Source organism: Actinoplanes sp. CA-015351 (genome assembly GCF_050955685.1).
Classification (GTDB): domain Bacteria; phylum Actinomycetota; class Actinomycetes; order Mycobacteriales; family Micromonosporaceae; genus Actinoplanes.
In genome coordinates this window covers 2,736,149-2,752,367 of sequence record NZ_CP192102.1, presented here as the reverse complement: position 1 = coordinate 2,752,367, position 16,219 = coordinate 2,736,149, and the positions used below count along the sequence as shown (strand labels likewise).

Sequence of the window (16,219 nt, the reverse complement as noted above, 5' to 3'; positions counted from 1 at the left end):
GCGACCAACTGGACTGTAGTGGGTGGATACGCCGCATGGCAGTACGGCCGTGCGCCCGGTGGGCACACGGCCGTACCGAAGTGGATCAGGTCGCCAGGAAGGACCGGATCCGGGTGAGCGTGGTGGTGTCGGTCAGGAAACCGAGGTGGGTCTGGCAGGCCACGTAGTTGTTGGTGGCGCCGCTGAGTGTGGTGCTCGTGTACGGCACGATGACGCCGTCACACGGTGAGTACCAGGTCCCGTACCTGGTGCTGCCCGGGGTTTCATCGCCGCTGCTCAGCGTGTTGATGAACGACGAACCGGGGTACATCTGCTGACACGTGACGTAGATCAGGCAGGCGCCCGCGGACGTGGTGCCGTGGTTGGCGCCGGCGATCGACGCGAGGTGCCGGACGTACTGGTTGCCGCCCAGCTGCTTGAGGTACCACTGGCTGACCAGGCCACCCATCGAGTGGTTGACGATGTCGACCTGCGCCGCGCCGGTGCGCGCCCGAACCTGGCTGACGTACGTGGCCAGACCCTGCGCGTTGGTGACGTTGTTGCCGTACGAGTTGTACTCGTACGCGAACAGCTCGCTGCTCGCGTACCCGCCGGCCCGGAACACCGAGATGGCGGTGGTCCAGTTCGAGGCGCTACCGGTGTAACCGTGCACGAAGACCACCGGAGTGCCGGGGGCGGCGGCCGCGGGGAGGGCCGGGCTGAGCGCGAGCGCGGCCAGCACGGCGGTGAGGAGGACGACGAGACGACGCATGAAACCTCCAGGTAGTTCGGGGTCTCTGCATCGTCAGTGCAATAAACTGGTAACACATCGGCAAAATCGCCAGCTCCCGTCGGGTGGCCGGCGCCGCCCGGAAGCGAGGGCCGGCGCCGCCCTGCAGCGGAGGGCGTGCAGGTCCGGGCAAACGGCCCGGCTCACCGGCGTCGTCTTGACCGCCGGCCTCGCTACGGTCGACCGGGTAGCTCGCAGATCTTGTGAGCTTGCGCCGCCACCCCAGCCACAAGCTCACAAGGTCCGGCACGAGCGCCGCCGCGCACAAGCGTCGCGGCGCGCAAACGTCACGGCGCGCAAACGTCGCCGGGCGCCCCATCCGCCGCCGTGCTCCGTGCGTGTCGATTTCGGGTGCGATTCGCACCCCAACTCGACACCAGCAGGCGACTCCCGACTTACGTGTCGACTTCGGGTGCGGATTGCGCCCGAAGTCGACACGCTGCTGGCTTACGCCGGAGCACAGCGGCGGGTTGCGCTCCCGCTGGAGGACTCCGTCCGGTTGACGTAGATGCACCGAACTCGCGCCCCTAGCCGGGCAGCCAAGCCGGAGCCGCTCGCATCCAGCCGCTCCGGCGGGCGCCCGGCGCGGCATGACACGACGCCCGGCACGGCACGGCACGACGCCCGGCGCGGCACGGCGCGGCACGGCGCGACGCTCGGGTGACGGACGCGTAACGGGAAGGCCGCCACACTGCTGCGGTGCGAGGGGGCACCTCGTGAGGGGGTGGGCTGATGACCGGGATGTCGCTGGAGTTACTCGACGGGTTCCGGCTGCGTGCCGGGGCGGACGTCGTGGAGGTCTCGGACATCGGGCAGCGGCTCATCGCGTTGCTCGCGCTGCATCGGCGGCCGGTTCGGCGGGCGGTGATCGCCGGGACGCTCTGGCCGGACAAGACCGAATCACGGGCATCGGCCAACCTGCGGTCGATCCTGTGGCGGATGAACGGCGCCGGCTCCCCCGGTGTCGTCGTCTGCTGCGGCTCCTCGCTGGGCTTGCGGCCCGGTCTCGGTGTCGACGTGGTGACCTTGGAAGAGGCCGGCTGGGCCCTGCTCGACGGCTCGATCAGCGCCGCGGCCGGGCTCGGTTTCGAGCGGCTCTCCCAGGAGTTGCTGCCCGGTTGGTACGAGGACTGGGTCATCGTCGAGCGCGAACGCCTCGGTCAGCTCCAGATCCGCTTTCTCGAAGCGCTGGTCGACGCGCTGCGACGGGCCGGCAAGTTCGCACGGGCCATCGATTACGCGATGCGGCTCGTCGCCACCGATCCCCTGCGCGAACGCAGCCAGCTAGCCCTGATCCACGCCCTCGTCGACGAGGGCAGCTGGGGCCGGGCCCGCTGGCAGGCCGACCAGTACCGCGAGCTGCTCCGCGAGACGTTCGGCCCGGGCGCCGCCGCGGCGTTCGACGCAGAGCACGCCGCGCTGCTGCCGTTCGACAACGCTCCGCCCCAGCAGGACCCCGCACAGACCGGATCCGCACGCAGGGAACCCGCCCACGTCGGACCGGGACGCTGGGAGCCTGCGAACGTCGGATCAGCGCGCCAGCAGCCCGCCCAGGCCGGGTCAGCGCGTCAGGAGCCCGCCCAGGTCGGATCAGCGCGCCAGGAGCCCGCGCACGTTGGATCGGGGCGCCGGGAGATGGCGCACCGCTGAGATCCGGGGGCTCCGTTGGGAACCGAGAAGGCACGGGAGCAAGCCCGCCCCACCACCGACATCGCGGAGCCTGCGGGTGCTGCCACGGCATCGCTCGCCACGCCGTTGCCGGAGAGCGGGCGTTCGGCGAGCACCTCGCCGTCAACCGTGCTGTCGCAGATGCCGGCGGTGCGGACCCGGCCGGCGACGCGACAACGGCCGGCGGCAGCGGGACCCGCGCCCCGGACCAGGACAGACGAAACCTCCACCCGGCCCGCCAACGGTGAGTCGCCCCGGCGCGCATCCGGAGGCGGCACGGCTGCTCGGAGCACCAGCGGCGGGACAACTGCTCGGAGCGCCGGCGGCGGGACAACTGCTCGGAGCGCCGGCGGCGGGATGCAGGCGCGGATCCGGCGGGGTGCGGCTGAGGCGGCGGGTGGTCAGGGCGGGGCGCGATCGGTCCCTGTCATGGCGGCGGGTCCGGAAACGCCCGCCCCGAGCAACGCGGGAAGCACAAGCAGCACGACGGGAGAACAGGACCTCGGGTCGCTCATCACCGCGTTCTTGGGTTCCCTCGTGGAACCGGCCGCCGGCACCGCCGCCGACACCGGCCCGGCAGCGGAAACCGCCAGCCCACCTAAGGAATCCACTACCCCACCCAAGGAAGCCACTACCCCACCTAGGGAATCCACCACCCCGGCCAAGAGTGCTGCGACCGAAAAAGCCCAGGACAACAAAACCACCAGCAACCCTCGCGCTCCGGAGAGTGGAAGCGATGTGGCCGGCCGTGCCCCTTCTGGGAGCGGGGCTGCTTCACGCGTACCCATGCACATGCCTGAACCACCCACCAAGCCGTCGCCTGCGACGGTGCGCCGGACGCGGGCCGTTCAGGGCCGCGCGGGGCGGACCGCGACCGCTCAGGGTGACCTACCCGCGGGTGGGACCCAGGTCGGTGATGCGCGGGAGGCGGTCACCGAGCCGGATGCCGAGGCGCTCGCGCGGGCTCAGGCCGCGTTGATCGCGGCGGTGAAGGCCGAACCGAGCCAGGAGATCGTCGCGCTCTGTGAGCGGATCCGGGAGGTCATCCGGAACAAGCGGCCGCCGGATGAGGACGCTCTCATGGCGGCCGAGCCGGAAGGCGAAGCGCTCAACGCCGGGAACGAGTTGAACACGACCGTTCAAGGCGAGACCGAAAAGGTTCAGGAAAATTACGGGCCGATGGAGGCGGCGCCCGAGCCGGGGGCGCCGAAGCAGGGCCAGGATCTGCCGCCGCAGCCGCCGGCGGTGCGGACCGCGGACGTGAATGCCGGTGCGGCAGTGCCGGATGCGATCCCGGCCGAGAACGTCAGCCTGGAGAAGGATGCCGAGGCCAGCCGGCAGCGGGCGCAGCAGGCCGGGCTCGACTCGCCGGCTGCTCAACTCGTGCAAACCGGGCCGATCGGTGAGGCGCGCGCCGCGCGGGGTGAGCTCGACCAGGTCGCGCAGGAGGGCCCGGCGCAGGTGCTGGCCCGGCAGCAGGACGCCCTCGCGCAGGCCGAGGGAAACATGGCGGCGCTGCAGTACCAGGCCCTGACCGCCCTGGAGGCCTCGCGGGCCGGAGCTGCCGAGGGCAACACCGCTCGGCAGGGCGGGATGGTCGGCACCGAGGAACAGATGCGCAACGGGGCCGCCACCGCGGCGCAGACCATTTTCACCGACGCGCGCCTGCAGGTCTCGGTGATGCTCAAGGATCTGCCGAAAACCGCGATGGAGAACTGGGACGCGGCGAAGGAATTGCTCGCCACGAAATTCAAGGCCGATCTGAAACCGGTGCAGGATCGGGTGGACGAGCGCCATTCCGGCGTCGGCGGGTTCTTCGTCTCCGGCTGGGATGCGCTGACCGGCCTGCCGGACTGGGCCGAGGAGGGCTACACCAAGGCGGAAACCGATTTCGCCGAGGGGGTGATCGCGAAGCTCACAGAGATCTCGACGCACGTCAATGCGGTCATTCTGGCGTGCGACCAGATCATCGCGACCGCGCGTACCCGGATCACCAAGATCTTCGCGGATCTGCCGGATAATCTGCGTGCTTGGGCAGCTGGCGAGCAGGCGCGGTTCGACGGTCAGCTCGACGCGCTGCATGCGCAGGTCACGACCACCAGGAACAATTTCAACCGCGATCTGGTACGTAGTTCGGCGCAAGCAGTCGACGACGTACGCGTAGAAGTCGCCGCCCTGCGCGCGAAAGCCGCCGGGATCATCGGCCGATTCGTCGACGCCGTGAACCGGTTCCTCGAAGACCCGGCCAAGTTCCTCATCGACGGCCTGCTGAATCTGCTCGGCATCGCACCACCCGCGTTCTGGGCGCTGGTCGCGAAGATCAAGAAGGTCATCGGGGACATCGCCGACGATCCGCTGCGGTTCGCGAACAATCTGATGGCCGGACTCGCTCAGGGATTCGGCCGGTTCTTCGACAATTTCCCGAAGCATCTGCTGCACGGGTTCCTGGACTGGCTGCTCGGTGGAATCAAAGGGGTGCAGATCCCCCGGGAGCTGTCGCTGCGCGGGATCATCGGCTTCTTCCTGCAGATCATGGGGATCACCTGGCCGAACATCCGCAAGATCCTGGTGAGACTGGTCGGCCCGAAGAACGTCGCTCTCCTGGAGAAGGTCTACTCGATCGTCGCGGACCTGATGGAACGCGGCATCGACGGCATCTACGAGATGATCAAGGACAAACTCGATCCACAGGGGGTCATCGACCAGATCATTCAGCTCGCGGTGGATTTCCTCAGCGAAGCGATCATCAAGCAGGTCACGGTACGCGTGATCGCGCTGTTCAATCCGGCCGGAGCGATCCTGCAGGCGATCGAGGCCATCTACCGGGTTCTGAAGTGGATTTTCCAGAACGCGGGCCGGATCTTCACGCTCGTCGACACGGTTGTCAGCGGGATCGCGGACATTCTGGCGGGGAATGTCGGGGCGGTCGCGGTCGCGGTGGAGAAAGCGCTGGTGCAGTTGATCGCACCGGTGCTTGCCTTTATCGCCGACTATCTCAGTCTCGGCGATCTGCCGGCCGCGGTGGCGGAGAAGGTCGAGAGCATGCGGGAGTGGGTGCTCGGGATGATCGAGCGCGCGCTGGCCTGGGTTATCGAGAAGGGGAAGGCGCTGCTGGCGGCGCTCGGAATCGGCAAGAAGGACGAGGCGGAAGCAGGGGCCGGCGAGGAGAGCGTCGGCGAGGAAATGGCCTTTACCGCGGGTGGTGAGCAGCACCGGCTGTGGATCGACGTGTCCGGCGACGAGGCCACCTTCATGGTGGCGAGCACACGGCAGTCACTCATGACCTTCCTGACCGGCAAGAAGGTTGGCGACGCTGTCACGAATGACAGCACCGGCACGTTGGGGAACCTGGTCAAGTCTGCCCTGGACCTGCTCAAGAAGGGTGACGTGATCGCCGACCGAGTAGTGCGGAATCTCAGCCAGACGCACGGCACACCGGCCGCCACCAGCCCACCACCAGCACCGCAGCAGCAGAAGCAGCTGACACAGAATGAACAGCAGTTGGTGCCGATCCTCATCCAGATCTTCAACCAGGTAGGGGGCTCCTACAAGATTTTCGAAGTCATCGGCAAGCCTGTCGATCCCATCCTGCAGAGCAAGAAGTTGCCCGATGGGTACGCGGAGGACGACCCCCGGCTTCCCGAAGGACCCGGCGAGCCAAGGTTCTACGGCTTGAAGCGCATCGGAGTCGCGGGCAGCCCCAGCGAGTACCCGCGAGTGAGCGTCAACCCATCGGGTCTGATCTACATCGGCCTGGGACCACATCGCTACGACCTCGACCTGGTAGACAGATATCGGCAGGCGATACAGACCGCGAAGTCCCGGCATCCCGTCGAGGGAAATCCCCTGGGGTCGATATCGCAACTCAGGAAGTATTGGGCAGGTGACGCCACCTATCTGGATGCCCGGGCGCGAGGGCACCGCAGGGAAATGGAAGAGATCATCGAGGTGGTGAACGCTGGAAAATACACGCTGCTGGCGGTCCAGATCTACTTGAGCACTGGAGCATTCGCTGACTACGTGGTAAAAATCGACGGCAAGGTGAGCCTGGTCGAGGTCAAGTCCTGGCGCGACATAAACCTGACAATGGGCAGTAAAGACGCTTTGAGGTTCCTGACCCAGATGAAAAGATATGTCGACGAGGCCGCTAAAATGAACGCACAGGTCGGCGCGGGTGTCGAAGTCTACGATGTCCAGCTCCACTTCGACGGTAAGCCGGTACACCTGAATCAACTGAATCAGCTCATCAACCTGGTCAAGATCCATGCCGCCACGAAGAAGCCGAAGGTGGAAGTAACCGAAACGGGACTGACCTGATGCCGACAAATGACCAGCAGGAATACTGGGCGATCGCCAATTTCCTGTTCTGCTCGCCGACGGACTCGACCGCATCTGCAGCCCTCGTCCGCGCCGTCGCAGCACTGCTGACAAGCAGATCGGAAATCGACTTCGCCCTCGACGACGACCGGCTCATCTTCCAGAGACCCGACCGATCAGCGCCGGAGTGGGGAGACCGGCCCGTCATTCTGACCGATCAGGAGTTACCTCATCCCCTGGTGGTAGATCACTTCTGGCGGCCCGCGGCCCCTTACCACTACCTGGTGCTCAGCCCAGGATTCCCGGTGGAGAAGCCCGATTTCGAGTCCGCTTGGCAGCGCATCCTCGACTTGACCGGCGACATCATCCGGGCGTCCGAACCGGAGCTCGTGACAAGCTTCGCCAACGTGGCGATGCCGGAGTCGGACCCCATCAACTTCGAGAGCGCTTGCCAGGCCGGGGCAACGCCCGTGCTGACCCCGTGGACCTATCTGAGCGCCCGCCGCCTGGAGACCGCCGTCTGGCGAGATCTGGTCACCCTGCCGGGGATCACCGCCACCCCGCTCGGCAACGGCATCGCCCTCACCGCCACTCCCCTGCCCGGCACGCCACCGGCCAGCCCTCTCCCGGACTTCTACGTCGATCCGTTACTGCGGTAATCCGAGTCGCTGCAACTCCGCCCGTACCCCCTCCTCCACGTCGCCGACGGTGACGCACTCCGCCTGTGCATCCCGGCCCAGCGCGACGAACGAAGCCGCCACCGCGACCCCCGCGATCGCCGCCGCCGACAACCGGTGGCTCGCGGCCAGCCGGTCCACATCCGCGTCGTTCAGATCGTGGGTGACACCGGACAGCGCCAGCTTCCACATTTCCCGGCGGCACTCCTCATCCGGCCGCGGGAAGTCCACGATCGCCGTGATCCGGCGGACGAACGCCTCGTCCAGGTTCTGCCGCAGATTTGTCGCGAGGATGACCACGCCCTCGTACTCCTCGATCCGCTGCAGCAGGAAGCTGATCTCCTGCATGGCGTACCGATCGCGGGCGTCAGTCACCGTCCCCCGCTTCCCGAAGATCGCCTCGGCCTCGTCGAAGAACAGGATGGCGTGGGCGTCCTGAGCTTCACTGAACACGCGTTCCAGGTTCTTCTCGGTTTCGCCGACCCACTTGCTGACCACCTGCGACAGGTCCACCTTGAGCAGGTCCCGGCCGAGGTCCTTGGCGATCAGGCCGGCCGCCAGGGTCTTTCCGGTGCCGGAGGAGCCGGCGAACATCGCCACCAGGCCTTTCGTACCGGCGCGGCCGAGGATGCGTTGGGCGTGCGGTCGGTTGCGGATCCGGTCGCGCAGGGTGAGCAGGTCCCGTTTGCGGTCGGCGGGCAGCACGATGTCGTCCAGCGTCATCTCAGCCGGGGCCTCGACCGGGCGGGCGATGCTCAGCAGCCGGCGCGACGACTGGCGGCGGCAGGCCTGGTGCAAACTCGCCTCGGAGCCGTCGCTCATCCGGATCGCCTCGCGCATCTGGCCGGGTGTGAGCAGGAACGTCGCCGCCAACCGGCCCGCGGGCGCCGGATCGTCGAGGAGCTTCTCCCAGATCAGCCGGCGTTCGGCGAGGGACGGCGACGGGCACGGCACCCGTTGCAGCACCGAGTCCCACGGCTGCGCATGATCGACGAAGGTCGGCCTCGGGTGGGTGGCGGCCCGGGTCAGCAGATCCGACCAGGGGCGGTCGTCAGCGGCGGCGCGGCCGGCCAGGGATCCGCACCCACTCCAGTAGACGGCGGCGTCTCTGAGCAACGCTTCCCGGTATACGTCCGGCACGATCTCCGCCCGGGCGTCAGCGATCAACAGCGGGATGTCGAGGGCGCTGGTCACGGCACGGGCGAGGGTTTTCCGGCCGCTGCCATCAGCCCCGAGCAGGGCAACCACCCGACATTTCTCGATAAGTCCGTCCACAACGGCTTGCTGCTGCGGCGTGAAGATCAGCGTCGGCGGCGAACCAGCAAGCGAAACGCTCTCCACAAGCCACGACTCCAGATGATCCACCCCGCCGAGAAACGCCACGATCCGCGAATCAATGACCACCGACTGCGCCGAAAGACCCGCATCCACACCGGGAGCGGCCAGGGAAATCAACCGATTCCGCACCAGCGGCGCCTCCGGCGAGAATCGCGCTCGAAAACCAGCGAGTTCACCGGCACCCGGCCGCAATATCTCGGCCAGCAACCCCACCGATGGCGCCCGCCGCCATTCCTCATCCGCGAGACAGCCATAAAGCCGCCGATACCGCGAATCCAATTCCCCGAGCATGCAGATCAGCAACACGTCGAGGTCGGTGGGCCGCAGACCAAAGGCTTCCCGCAAACGCTCGACGCGCAGTTCAGGCACCGGTTCCTGCCGCCGGCGCATCTCGATCCGAGCCGCAAGCGCGGCCGCCTGCAACACCGCCGCATGCGCACCGGCCGGGCTGCGCGCGAGATCGTCCATCGGCTCGCCGAACGGGTGCGCCAGATATCGCGCGAGTTCCGCCGCATCCAGGATTCCGGTACCCCAGCGCGTGTCCGGCCGCTGGTCGGCAACCGCGTCACGCCAGCGTTCGACCTGCGCGCGTACCAGGTGCTCAACCCTCCGAAGATGCTCGTTCAGGTGTTCCTCGCTGCTCGCATAATGCTCAGGCGATGACAAAACGCAACTCCCGCCCATCGAGGAAGGTGATCGGTTCGAGATATCCGGCCAGTGAGAGCACGACGTCATGCGGCCGCGGCGACAGCCGTACCTCGATCGCCCCATCACCGACAGCAACCTCCGCCGGCCGCCGCACGAACCGCTCCAAAAGGAACGGCACCGACGCGGTCGCAAACCCGGGCAACCACCGCGCCCACGCCTGCACACACCCCACCGCAAACAGCCCGACCTGCGGATCCTCCGCCCCAACCGCTTCCAGAGCACCCGCGATCACAGCGTCACCGGCGTTCGCAGCCGCGCCCTCAGCAGGATCAGCCGGCTCCCGCTCAAGCCCGGACTCGCCAAGATCCAGGAGCGAACGCTCCAGCGTTGAGACATCCCGCGCCAGCAGCGGCAGAACCCGATCATCAGCGCCGGCCACAGCGACAAGCCCATCGGGAAGAGCAACCACCCGAAACGGCCCCACCACCAGCCGCTGCCCCACCATCCGCCGAGCCACGACGCCAACGTCACACCGTGTGCTTCTGGCACGGCTGAGAAGCTCGACCAGCTCCAGCAGCGGATCGCGTTGGGCGCCCACTCCGGTCCAGGCGCGCAGCAGGGCCGCGAGCAACGGTTCGCCACTCGCGCCGATCGGGCTCAGCAGGGCCGTACCCAACCCGAGCGCATTCATCGTCCGGAAAAGCAGCAACCCCGCGCCACTCACGCCAGGCGCATAACTCACGGTCCGTTCCCGGCCAAAACGCAAACCCATTTTGTACGCGAGAACCACCAGCGATTGCTTTTCTCCGGTTTCAACAATCGAGAAACGGTCGGGCAGAGCCGGCGGACCATTCCAGACGCGCAATACGTGCGCCACCACCGACCGTGCATGCTCGTCGTCACGCCACCGAGGCGAGTGCCGGATCAACGCCGCGACAAGCCGGACAACGTTTGCCGCGCCCGCCGCGTCCCCCGGATCGAGCCACAACCGTGGATCGCCGTCCACCACCGCGTACAGATCCCCGACCACCTGCCGGGTCCGCGGCGACAACACAGCCCCAAGCGCCTGCGATCCCGGACTACCGACGCCGTCCCGATCCACTCCCGATTCCAAGATCGCCCCAGCCACCCCAGCCACCCCAGCCGGTCCGGCAGACCCAGCTTCCCGTGACAGCTCAACCGCCATTGACAGCTCAGAGGTCTGGGACAGCTCATCAGCAGGGCGAGCGTCAGCGATCGCTGCGGACGGCCCTGCCAAGCCTGCCGGGACGAAGCCCAGCCCCACCGCAAAAGCCCCCTGGTCGAACCAGTCGAACCGCCCGGCCTCGCGCAGCACCGCCGCCGGCTCCACACCCGATCCGCCCAGCAACTGCCGCACCATCACGCCGAGCGCGCTGCCGAGGCTGGACGGGTCACGCCAGTCCGGGACTGCCACATCGCGCAGTCCAGCGACAGGGCGAGGTTCAGCGCCGGTCGCGCGTACCAATGAAATTGCCGTCGCTGCAAGCGACGCCGAGCCCGGGGCCGGGGCGAGGATGTCCGTCAGCACGGCCGGGCCGAGGGCCGTGAGCAGCGCTTCCAGGTCACCGAGGCCGTCGGCCCGGGCCAGGAACTGCCACCGTGCGCAGTGGTGTTCGGTGAGCAGGCGTTCCCAGTCGGCGGTCCCGTCCGGGCGCCGGAAACGGGCCAGCGGCGCGTAGTACCAGCGATCGCCGTGGCCGTCCCGGATGTCGTGCAGGTACGCGGCCAGGTACGCCGGCGTGTCCGGGAAGCGTGCCACCAGGTCGTCGTCGAACGGGTGGTCCCGGACGATCCGGGCCACGGCGCGAGCTATCGCCTCCGGCAGGACGTGATCGGCGAACGGCTGGCCGAGGACGACCACAGCACGGCAGCGCAGCTCCCGAACGATGATCACCTCGTCGCCGCCGAACGAGCCGGCGAGCGCTTCCACGAGGCGTTCCCGGGCCGGACCGTCGAGCAGGACCGCCGTGAGATCGGGGCGCACGGCACCGACAACCCGGGCCACCAGGTCGAACGCGGCGACAGTCACCTCCATCCGGACCTCGTCATGCCGTGGACGAGAGCGGCAGGGTGAACAGCGAGAGGAGGCTGCCCGCCTGCGCGCCCGCGATGAAGTTCCGCGCCTCCTCGTTGAGCGAGGACTCCCGGATCGAGGCGGCTCGCAGGTGCCCGCCGATCTCCAGGTTCCCGGCGATCACCACGGTTCCGCTCTCGCCGATGACCAGGCTGGGCTGGAACGTTCCGTCGACGAACGCGCCGACCACGAGCCGGGTGGGTACGTCCGTGCTGCCGGCCGGCAGGGTGACACACAGTTCGTCCGGGACGTTGCCCTCGGTCTTGGCGTGGCTCAGCGACCAGTCGGGCAGAGGGTCGGGCACCTCACCCGCCTCGATCGTCAGGGCTCCGCCGCGCAGCGTCAGGTCGCCGTTGACGGTGAGCCGGCCCTCGAAGCGCAAGCCGTCGTCGCCGACCTCCAGAGGTGTCTGCTGGGTCTTGCCGTCCGCGCCGGTGATCCGGACCGCGAGGGTGCGGGCCTTCGCCGCGCCGAGGTCGATCCACACGTCGCGGTCCGGGCTTTCCACAGTGGCGCCGACCAGACCGGCGTACGGCCTCTTGTCCAGGTTGATGACGGGTGCGCCGTCCGCCTCGGTGAGGTCGCGGGTGATCAGGCCGAGGTAGATCGGCCAGCGCCGTCCGGGGTCGTCGGTCTCCGGTGGCGACGTGGTCGTCAGGTCGGCCTCGGGCACACCCGGCGGCTTGCGCACATCGCTGAGGAAGATCGCTGCGGCCGGTTCGACGGTGGCGGAGTCGCTGAGCCGGTCCACGCCGTCGCCGGCGGCCGGCAGCCGTTCCTGGTCGTACACCAGCCAGACCTCGACGTCCTGGATGCCCTGCGTGTCGAGGCTGCGCAGGTCCAGGGTCTGTGCGCTGGTCAGCACGACGTCCCGGCCGTAACCGTCGACCGCGTGGCCGGGCTCGACGGTCAGGTCGCCCTCGCTGAGCACGATGCCCAGCCCGGCGACGATGCCCCAGCGATGCTGGCCGATGTTGTGCCGCCGGTGCCGGGCCAGATGGTCGGCCTGGTCGGCGACGAAGTCGGAGGTACGAAGTACCCGGCCGTCCTGGAAAACGGTACGTGACATGCGTCGTCCCCCTAGGTGACGAAGAGGATCGGCTGTTGCCGCCGTTCCAGCAGCAACTGACCGAAAGCATCGAAGGCCACCACCTCGACCACCACGAGCCCTAAGTTGCTCGTGCTCAGCGGCGGGTCCCACGGCAGGGAGCGCGTCAGCGGGAACTCCACCCCGGCCGGCACGCTGTTGGCGATCTTCACGAGTTCGATACCCAGCGTGACGCCTTCCCGGCGTACCTCCATCGCCACGGCCAGGTGATTCAGCCGCTGGGCCGGCGTCAGCGTGATCTCCAGGGCGGTGAGTGTGTTCGTCGAGGCCGCGCCCGCTTTGACGACGGTGTTGAGCGTGGGGTTGCCTGGGCCGGCCGGGATGCTCAGGAGCCGGCGCGCCACCATGTCGGTGAGTGCCGCGACGAACCTCGGGTCCGCCGGGTCGGGACCGATCAAGCCCTGGGAGACGGTTCCGGCGACGAGCACGTCCCCCCGGATCCGCACGTTGCCGGCGGCGTCGGCCACGAAGCGTGTCTCCGCTCCGGCGGTCACGGCCATCCGGCTGTTGTCCGGGGCGGATCCGGCCGGCGCTTCGAGTTCCACCCGGAGTTCCCGGGCGATCAGGCGGTTCTCGTCGTCGCGTACCTCGACGGCTCGCAACGTCCACGGCGCGGCCACCGGTTCCGGGCCGGCGACCGGGCTGAGGCGGATCAACCCGGTCGCCGCCACCGGGGTTCCGGTGCCCCGGACCGGACCGGTGACGCGATGGCCGCCCGGTGCCAGACGCACCGCCTCGGCGACGCCGGGCAGACCGGCACGGACGCTTGTCGACGGGCCGACCGGCACGAGGCTGATCGTGGTCGCCTCGGCCGGCGAAACTATCCCGCCAGCGACCAGGCCCTGGTCATCGTCGACGCCCGGATGGGCATTCACCAGGTGGGTGTCCCGATCGTCGGCCTGCGACGTGGACTCCCGGTTGAGGTCGGCGGCGCTCAGCCTGCGGCCGTCCCGGAAGTCGGCGCGCCCGGTCACGGCGTCGGCCCGATCCGTTCCCGGGCCGCCGCCTTGATCTTGTCGATCCGCTGGCCACGCAGCAGTTTCGTCAGGACCGCGGTCGGCGTGTCCACCAGATCCTGGAAGGTGTTGATTCCCGCGGCGCGCAGCCCACCGATGGTGGTCCGGCCGATCCCGCTGATCTCCTCAAGGGGGTCCGGCTCCGGCGTCGGTCCAGGTGCGGGTGCTGGTTCCGGCACCGGCACGGGTACCGGTACCGGGGCGTTTGCGATGCCGGGGCCGGGGCTCACCGGTTCGAGGCCCTTGGCGAGGCTGCGGAAGCCGAGCACCCGCCGCCCCAGACACGTGGTGTCCACCAGGATCGGAAGCGGCGGCGCGCTGAACCAGCTCCACGCGACCAGGTCGCTGTCGTCCAGCAATGTCAGCAGGTCCGGGACGGTACCCGGGGTCACCACGACGGCGTTCGCGGCGCCGGCGAACGCGTGCCACTTCTCGACCGCTTGATCCCACCGATGCCAGACGAGCGATGTCAGGTCGAAGGTGCCGCCGGCCACCGGATGCCCCGGCGACAGCGACAGCTCCCGCCGGTACGGCGGATAGACGTCCACCCGGGCCACTGCCGGTGTGGCGGTCGCTGCTGGCTGGCGCAGCCACACCCGGGCAAGCCGCAGCCCCGGCTCGGTGAACTGCCGGCGCAGCAGCCGGTGCCGGTGAACCGCGACCAGATCCAGGAACGCGGCCGTCACCACGGCCTTGGCCGGCTCCACGGCCAGACCCTTCAGCGCCGCGCGCAGCGTGGGCAGCCAGTCGCACGGCGGTTCGAGGCCGGTGCGCCGGTCCAGCCAGCTGATGATCTCGTCGCCCGTGGCGGCGTCCTGCTTGTCGGAGAGGAAGTCCCGCAGGAACTGGTGGCAGCTCGTCCACTCGGTCTGCCACTTCGCCACCCCGCCGGCCTCCGGGTCGTCATTGACCACTGCCTGCGGCACCGGTTTCACAATTACCCGCGCGCCCTCGCGCAGCCGGGTCAGCACCTGCGTCCCGGCCCTGTCGCATCCGCCGCCGCAGCCGCACCGGTCCACCAGCTCGGCCACGGCCGGTGTCTCCAACTCCTCCAGGAACAGGTCCACGACCGCTTCGCCGCACGGATCCGGTTTGGTGCCCTGCGCCCGCGGCGGCCCGGCGAACTCGGCCAGGTCGACGTCGATCGCGGCGGCCACCACGAGATCGGCCCCGGTGCTGCTCACCGCGTACCCGGTCTCGACGACGACCTGGGACGGACGGTCCGGGCGGCAGCGGACGTCGAGCCCGGCGGCCACGCCCCAGCCGTGCCGGTGCCGGCCGAGGGCGAACCGGGCCCGTATCCAGTCGACAAGGGCGGTCAGGTCGGTGTCGGAGAGCACCATCCCGCTGGTGAAAAGGGGACGCTCCAGGCCTTCGGTGATCATTTGTCCGCCTCCTGGGAAGCCTCCGGGGAAACCGTGAACCAGCTGCGGAAGACCCCGCCCTTGACCCCGTTGCCGGACGGGAACGACCCGAGGTAGTCGGCGTCCACCGGCAGGCCGTGACAGTCGTGGATCAGGTCGCCGTACACCGTCACGAAGACGGTTTCGCCGACGATCCCGGGATGGCCGCCCTTGCGCCGGGCCTGCAGCTCGTCCGGGTCGATGGTGAAGACGGCCTCCCGCTCGCCGACGAGCACCGGCGGGTACCGGGGGTCGGCGGCCAGCCGTTCCCGGTTGCCGCGCGGATCCTCGACCTCCACGACGAACGTGAAGGAATTGACGCCGACCCGGGTCTCGTCCCCCTCGGCGATCTCCCGGTCGAACCAGACGTGCAGCCGCCCGTGGTCGCGGATCAGCTCGTCGACCGGGACGTAGGACCCGTGTTCCCAGCTCGTCTGCGAGACGTGCGTGAGCCAGGCCGCGGGTGGCGGCAGGCTTCGCCTGACGGTACGCACAACGCCCTCACCGTCCACATCGACGCGGATCGGCTCCTTGCCCGTCCGGCACAGCAACGCGATGGGCACACAGCCGTCCAGGTCGTCCGCCGGTTCCACACAGCCGCCGTCAGGTCCGCAGCCCGGCTCGCCATCGCCGTCGGTCGAGGCATCACCGGAGCTGCCGTACAGCAGCTCACTCCACGGGTCGCCGGGCTCGCCGGTCGGGACGTGCACCTCGAACCGGTGCTTCTCGACGATCCGCCCCGGCTCGGTGGTGTTCGGCGCGCCGCAGTCACCGGCGATCGCCGGGAGCGGCTCGGCCAGGCACTCGTCGTACCGGATGCAGAGCACCCCGAGTGTGTGTCCCGCGTACGGAAGCGACGGATCAGCCGGCCACCGCACCCGTTCCAGCTCGTCCAGCACGATCTCCCGGCCTCGTGCGTCGAGGGCGATGCCCGGCTCGACCCGGACGTACTCGTGCGCCTGGCCGGCCCGGTCGTCCGGCCGGACCCGCAGACCGCAGACCACGCCCCACCCGTGCAGGAGCCGATTGTGCAGGTGCCGCCGGCCCCGGTGGTACTCCTGCTCGTCGGTCAGGTCGCGGGCGGTCAGGAATCGGCCGGTGAACCACCGCGGCCGGGTTCGCGGCAGCGCACCCGCACGGTGGCCGGCGGAGCCGTCACCTCGGTTCATCACGCTCTCCT

Annotated in this window: 10 protein-coding genes and 1 pseudogene; 3 read left to right on the top strand and 8 right to left on the bottom strand. The window is 68.9% G+C overall.

Going from position 1 to position 16,219, the window contains the following annotated elements; all coding sequences use genetic code 11:
* Positions 1-85: 85 nt before the first annotated feature.
* The gene (locus tag ACQP2E_RS12325) at positions 86-751 is read right to left on the bottom strand and encodes an esterase/lipase family protein (protein WP_433830989.1); all 666 of its coding nucleotides are present in this window, start codon (positions 749-751) and stop codon (positions 86-88) included.
* Positions 752-1,501: 750 nt separating this feature from the next.
* Here ACQP2E_RS12325 and ACQP2E_RS12320 point away from each other — a divergent pair.
* The 3 genes from ACQP2E_RS12320 (at position 1,502) to ACQP2E_RS12310 (ending at position 7,413) form a co-directional block, all read left to right on the top strand.
* Positions 1,502-2,419, top strand: coding sequence for an AfsR/SARP family transcriptional regulator (locus tag ACQP2E_RS12320; RefSeq protein WP_433830987.1), 918 nt, complete (start codon positions 1,502-1,504; stop codon positions 2,417-2,419).
* Between the two features lie 555 nt (positions 2,420-2,974).
* Positions 2,975-6,754, top strand: a complete 3,780-nt coding sequence (locus ACQP2E_RS12315; protein WP_433830985.1) for a hypothetical protein — start codon at positions 2,975-2,977, stop codon at positions 6,752-6,754.
* Complete coding sequence (locus tag ACQP2E_RS12310; protein ID WP_433830983.1) at positions 6,754-7,413, top strand: hypothetical protein; 660 nt, start codon at positions 6,754-6,756, stop codon at positions 7,411-7,413. Before ACQP2E_RS12315 ends, ACQP2E_RS12310 begins: the two co-directional genes overlap by 1 nt.
* Here the strand turns inward: ACQP2E_RS12310 and ACQP2E_RS12305 are convergent.
* From ACQP2E_RS12305 to ACQP2E_RS12275, 7 genes and pseudogenes are all read right to left on the bottom strand, one after another.
* Positions 7,402-8,814, bottom strand: coding sequence for an ATP-binding protein (locus tag ACQP2E_RS12305; protein WP_433833904.1), 1,413 nt, complete (start codon positions 8,812-8,814; stop codon positions 7,402-7,404). The genes ACQP2E_RS12310 and ACQP2E_RS12305 overlap by 12 nt on opposite strands.
* Before the next feature lie 12 nt (positions 8,815-8,826).
* Positions 8,827-9,453, bottom strand: a pseudogene (locus ACQP2E_RS12300) (hypothetical protein); the annotation flags it as partial.
* Positions 9,422-11,473: a hypothetical protein gene (locus tag ACQP2E_RS12295; protein ID WP_433830981.1), complete on the bottom strand. Its 2,052-nt coding sequence runs from the start codon at positions 11,471-11,473 to the stop codon at positions 9,422-9,424. The pseudogene ACQP2E_RS12300 and the gene ACQP2E_RS12295, both read right to left, overlap by 32 nt.
* 10 nt (positions 11,474-11,483) lie before the next feature.
* Positions 11,484-12,581 carry a hypothetical protein gene (locus ACQP2E_RS12290; RefSeq protein ID WP_433830979.1) on the bottom strand — a complete coding sequence of 366 codons (1,098 nt, stop codon included), beginning with the start codon at positions 12,579-12,581 and terminating at the stop codon, positions 11,484-11,486.
* A gap of 11 nt (positions 12,582-12,592) precedes the next feature.
* On the bottom strand, positions 12,593-13,594 hold the full coding sequence (locus ACQP2E_RS12285) for a hypothetical protein (RefSeq protein ID WP_433830977.1): 1,002 nt from the start codon (positions 13,592-13,594) through the stop codon (positions 12,593-12,595).
* Positions 13,591-15,021, bottom strand: a complete 1,431-nt coding sequence (locus tag ACQP2E_RS12280) for a helix-hairpin-helix domain-containing protein (RefSeq protein WP_433830975.1) — start codon at positions 15,019-15,021, stop codon at positions 13,591-13,593. The genes ACQP2E_RS12285 and ACQP2E_RS12280 overlap by 4 nt, the downstream gene beginning before the upstream one ends.
* The gene (locus ACQP2E_RS12275; RefSeq protein ID WP_433830973.1) at positions 15,018-16,208 is read right to left on the bottom strand and encodes a hypothetical protein; all 1,191 of its coding nucleotides are present in this window, start codon (positions 16,206-16,208) and stop codon (positions 15,018-15,020) included. Before ACQP2E_RS12275 ends, ACQP2E_RS12280 begins: the two co-directional genes overlap by 4 nt.
* Positions 16,209-16,219: the final 11 nt, after the last annotated feature.

Coding starts and splice junctions, on each gene's coding strand:
- ACQP2E_RS12325 (WP_433830989.1), bottom strand. CDS start 751: ATGCGTCGTCTCGTCGTCCTCCTCACCGCCGTGCTGGCCGCGCTCGCG.
- ACQP2E_RS12320 (WP_433830987.1), top strand. CDS start 1,502: ATGACCGGGATGTCGCTGGAGTTACTCGACGGGTTCCGGCTGCGTGCC.
- ACQP2E_RS12310 (WP_433830983.1), top strand. CDS start 6,754: ATGCCGACAAATGACCAGCAGGAATACTGGGCGATCGCCAATTTCCTG.
- ACQP2E_RS12295 (WP_433830981.1), bottom strand. CDS start 11,473: ATGGAGGTGACTGTCGCCGCGTTCGACCTGGTGGCCCGGGTTGTCGGT.
- ACQP2E_RS12290 (WP_433830979.1), bottom strand. CDS start 12,581: ATGTCACGTACCGTTTTCCAGGACGGCCGGGTACTTCGTACCTCCGAC.
- ACQP2E_RS12280 (WP_433830975.1), bottom strand. CDS start 15,021: ATGATCACCGAAGGCCTGGAGCGTCCCCTTTTCACCAGCGGGATGGTG.
- ACQP2E_RS12275 (WP_433830973.1), bottom strand. CDS start 16,208: ATGAACCGAGGTGACGGCTCCGCCGGCCACCGTGCGGGTGCGCTGCCG.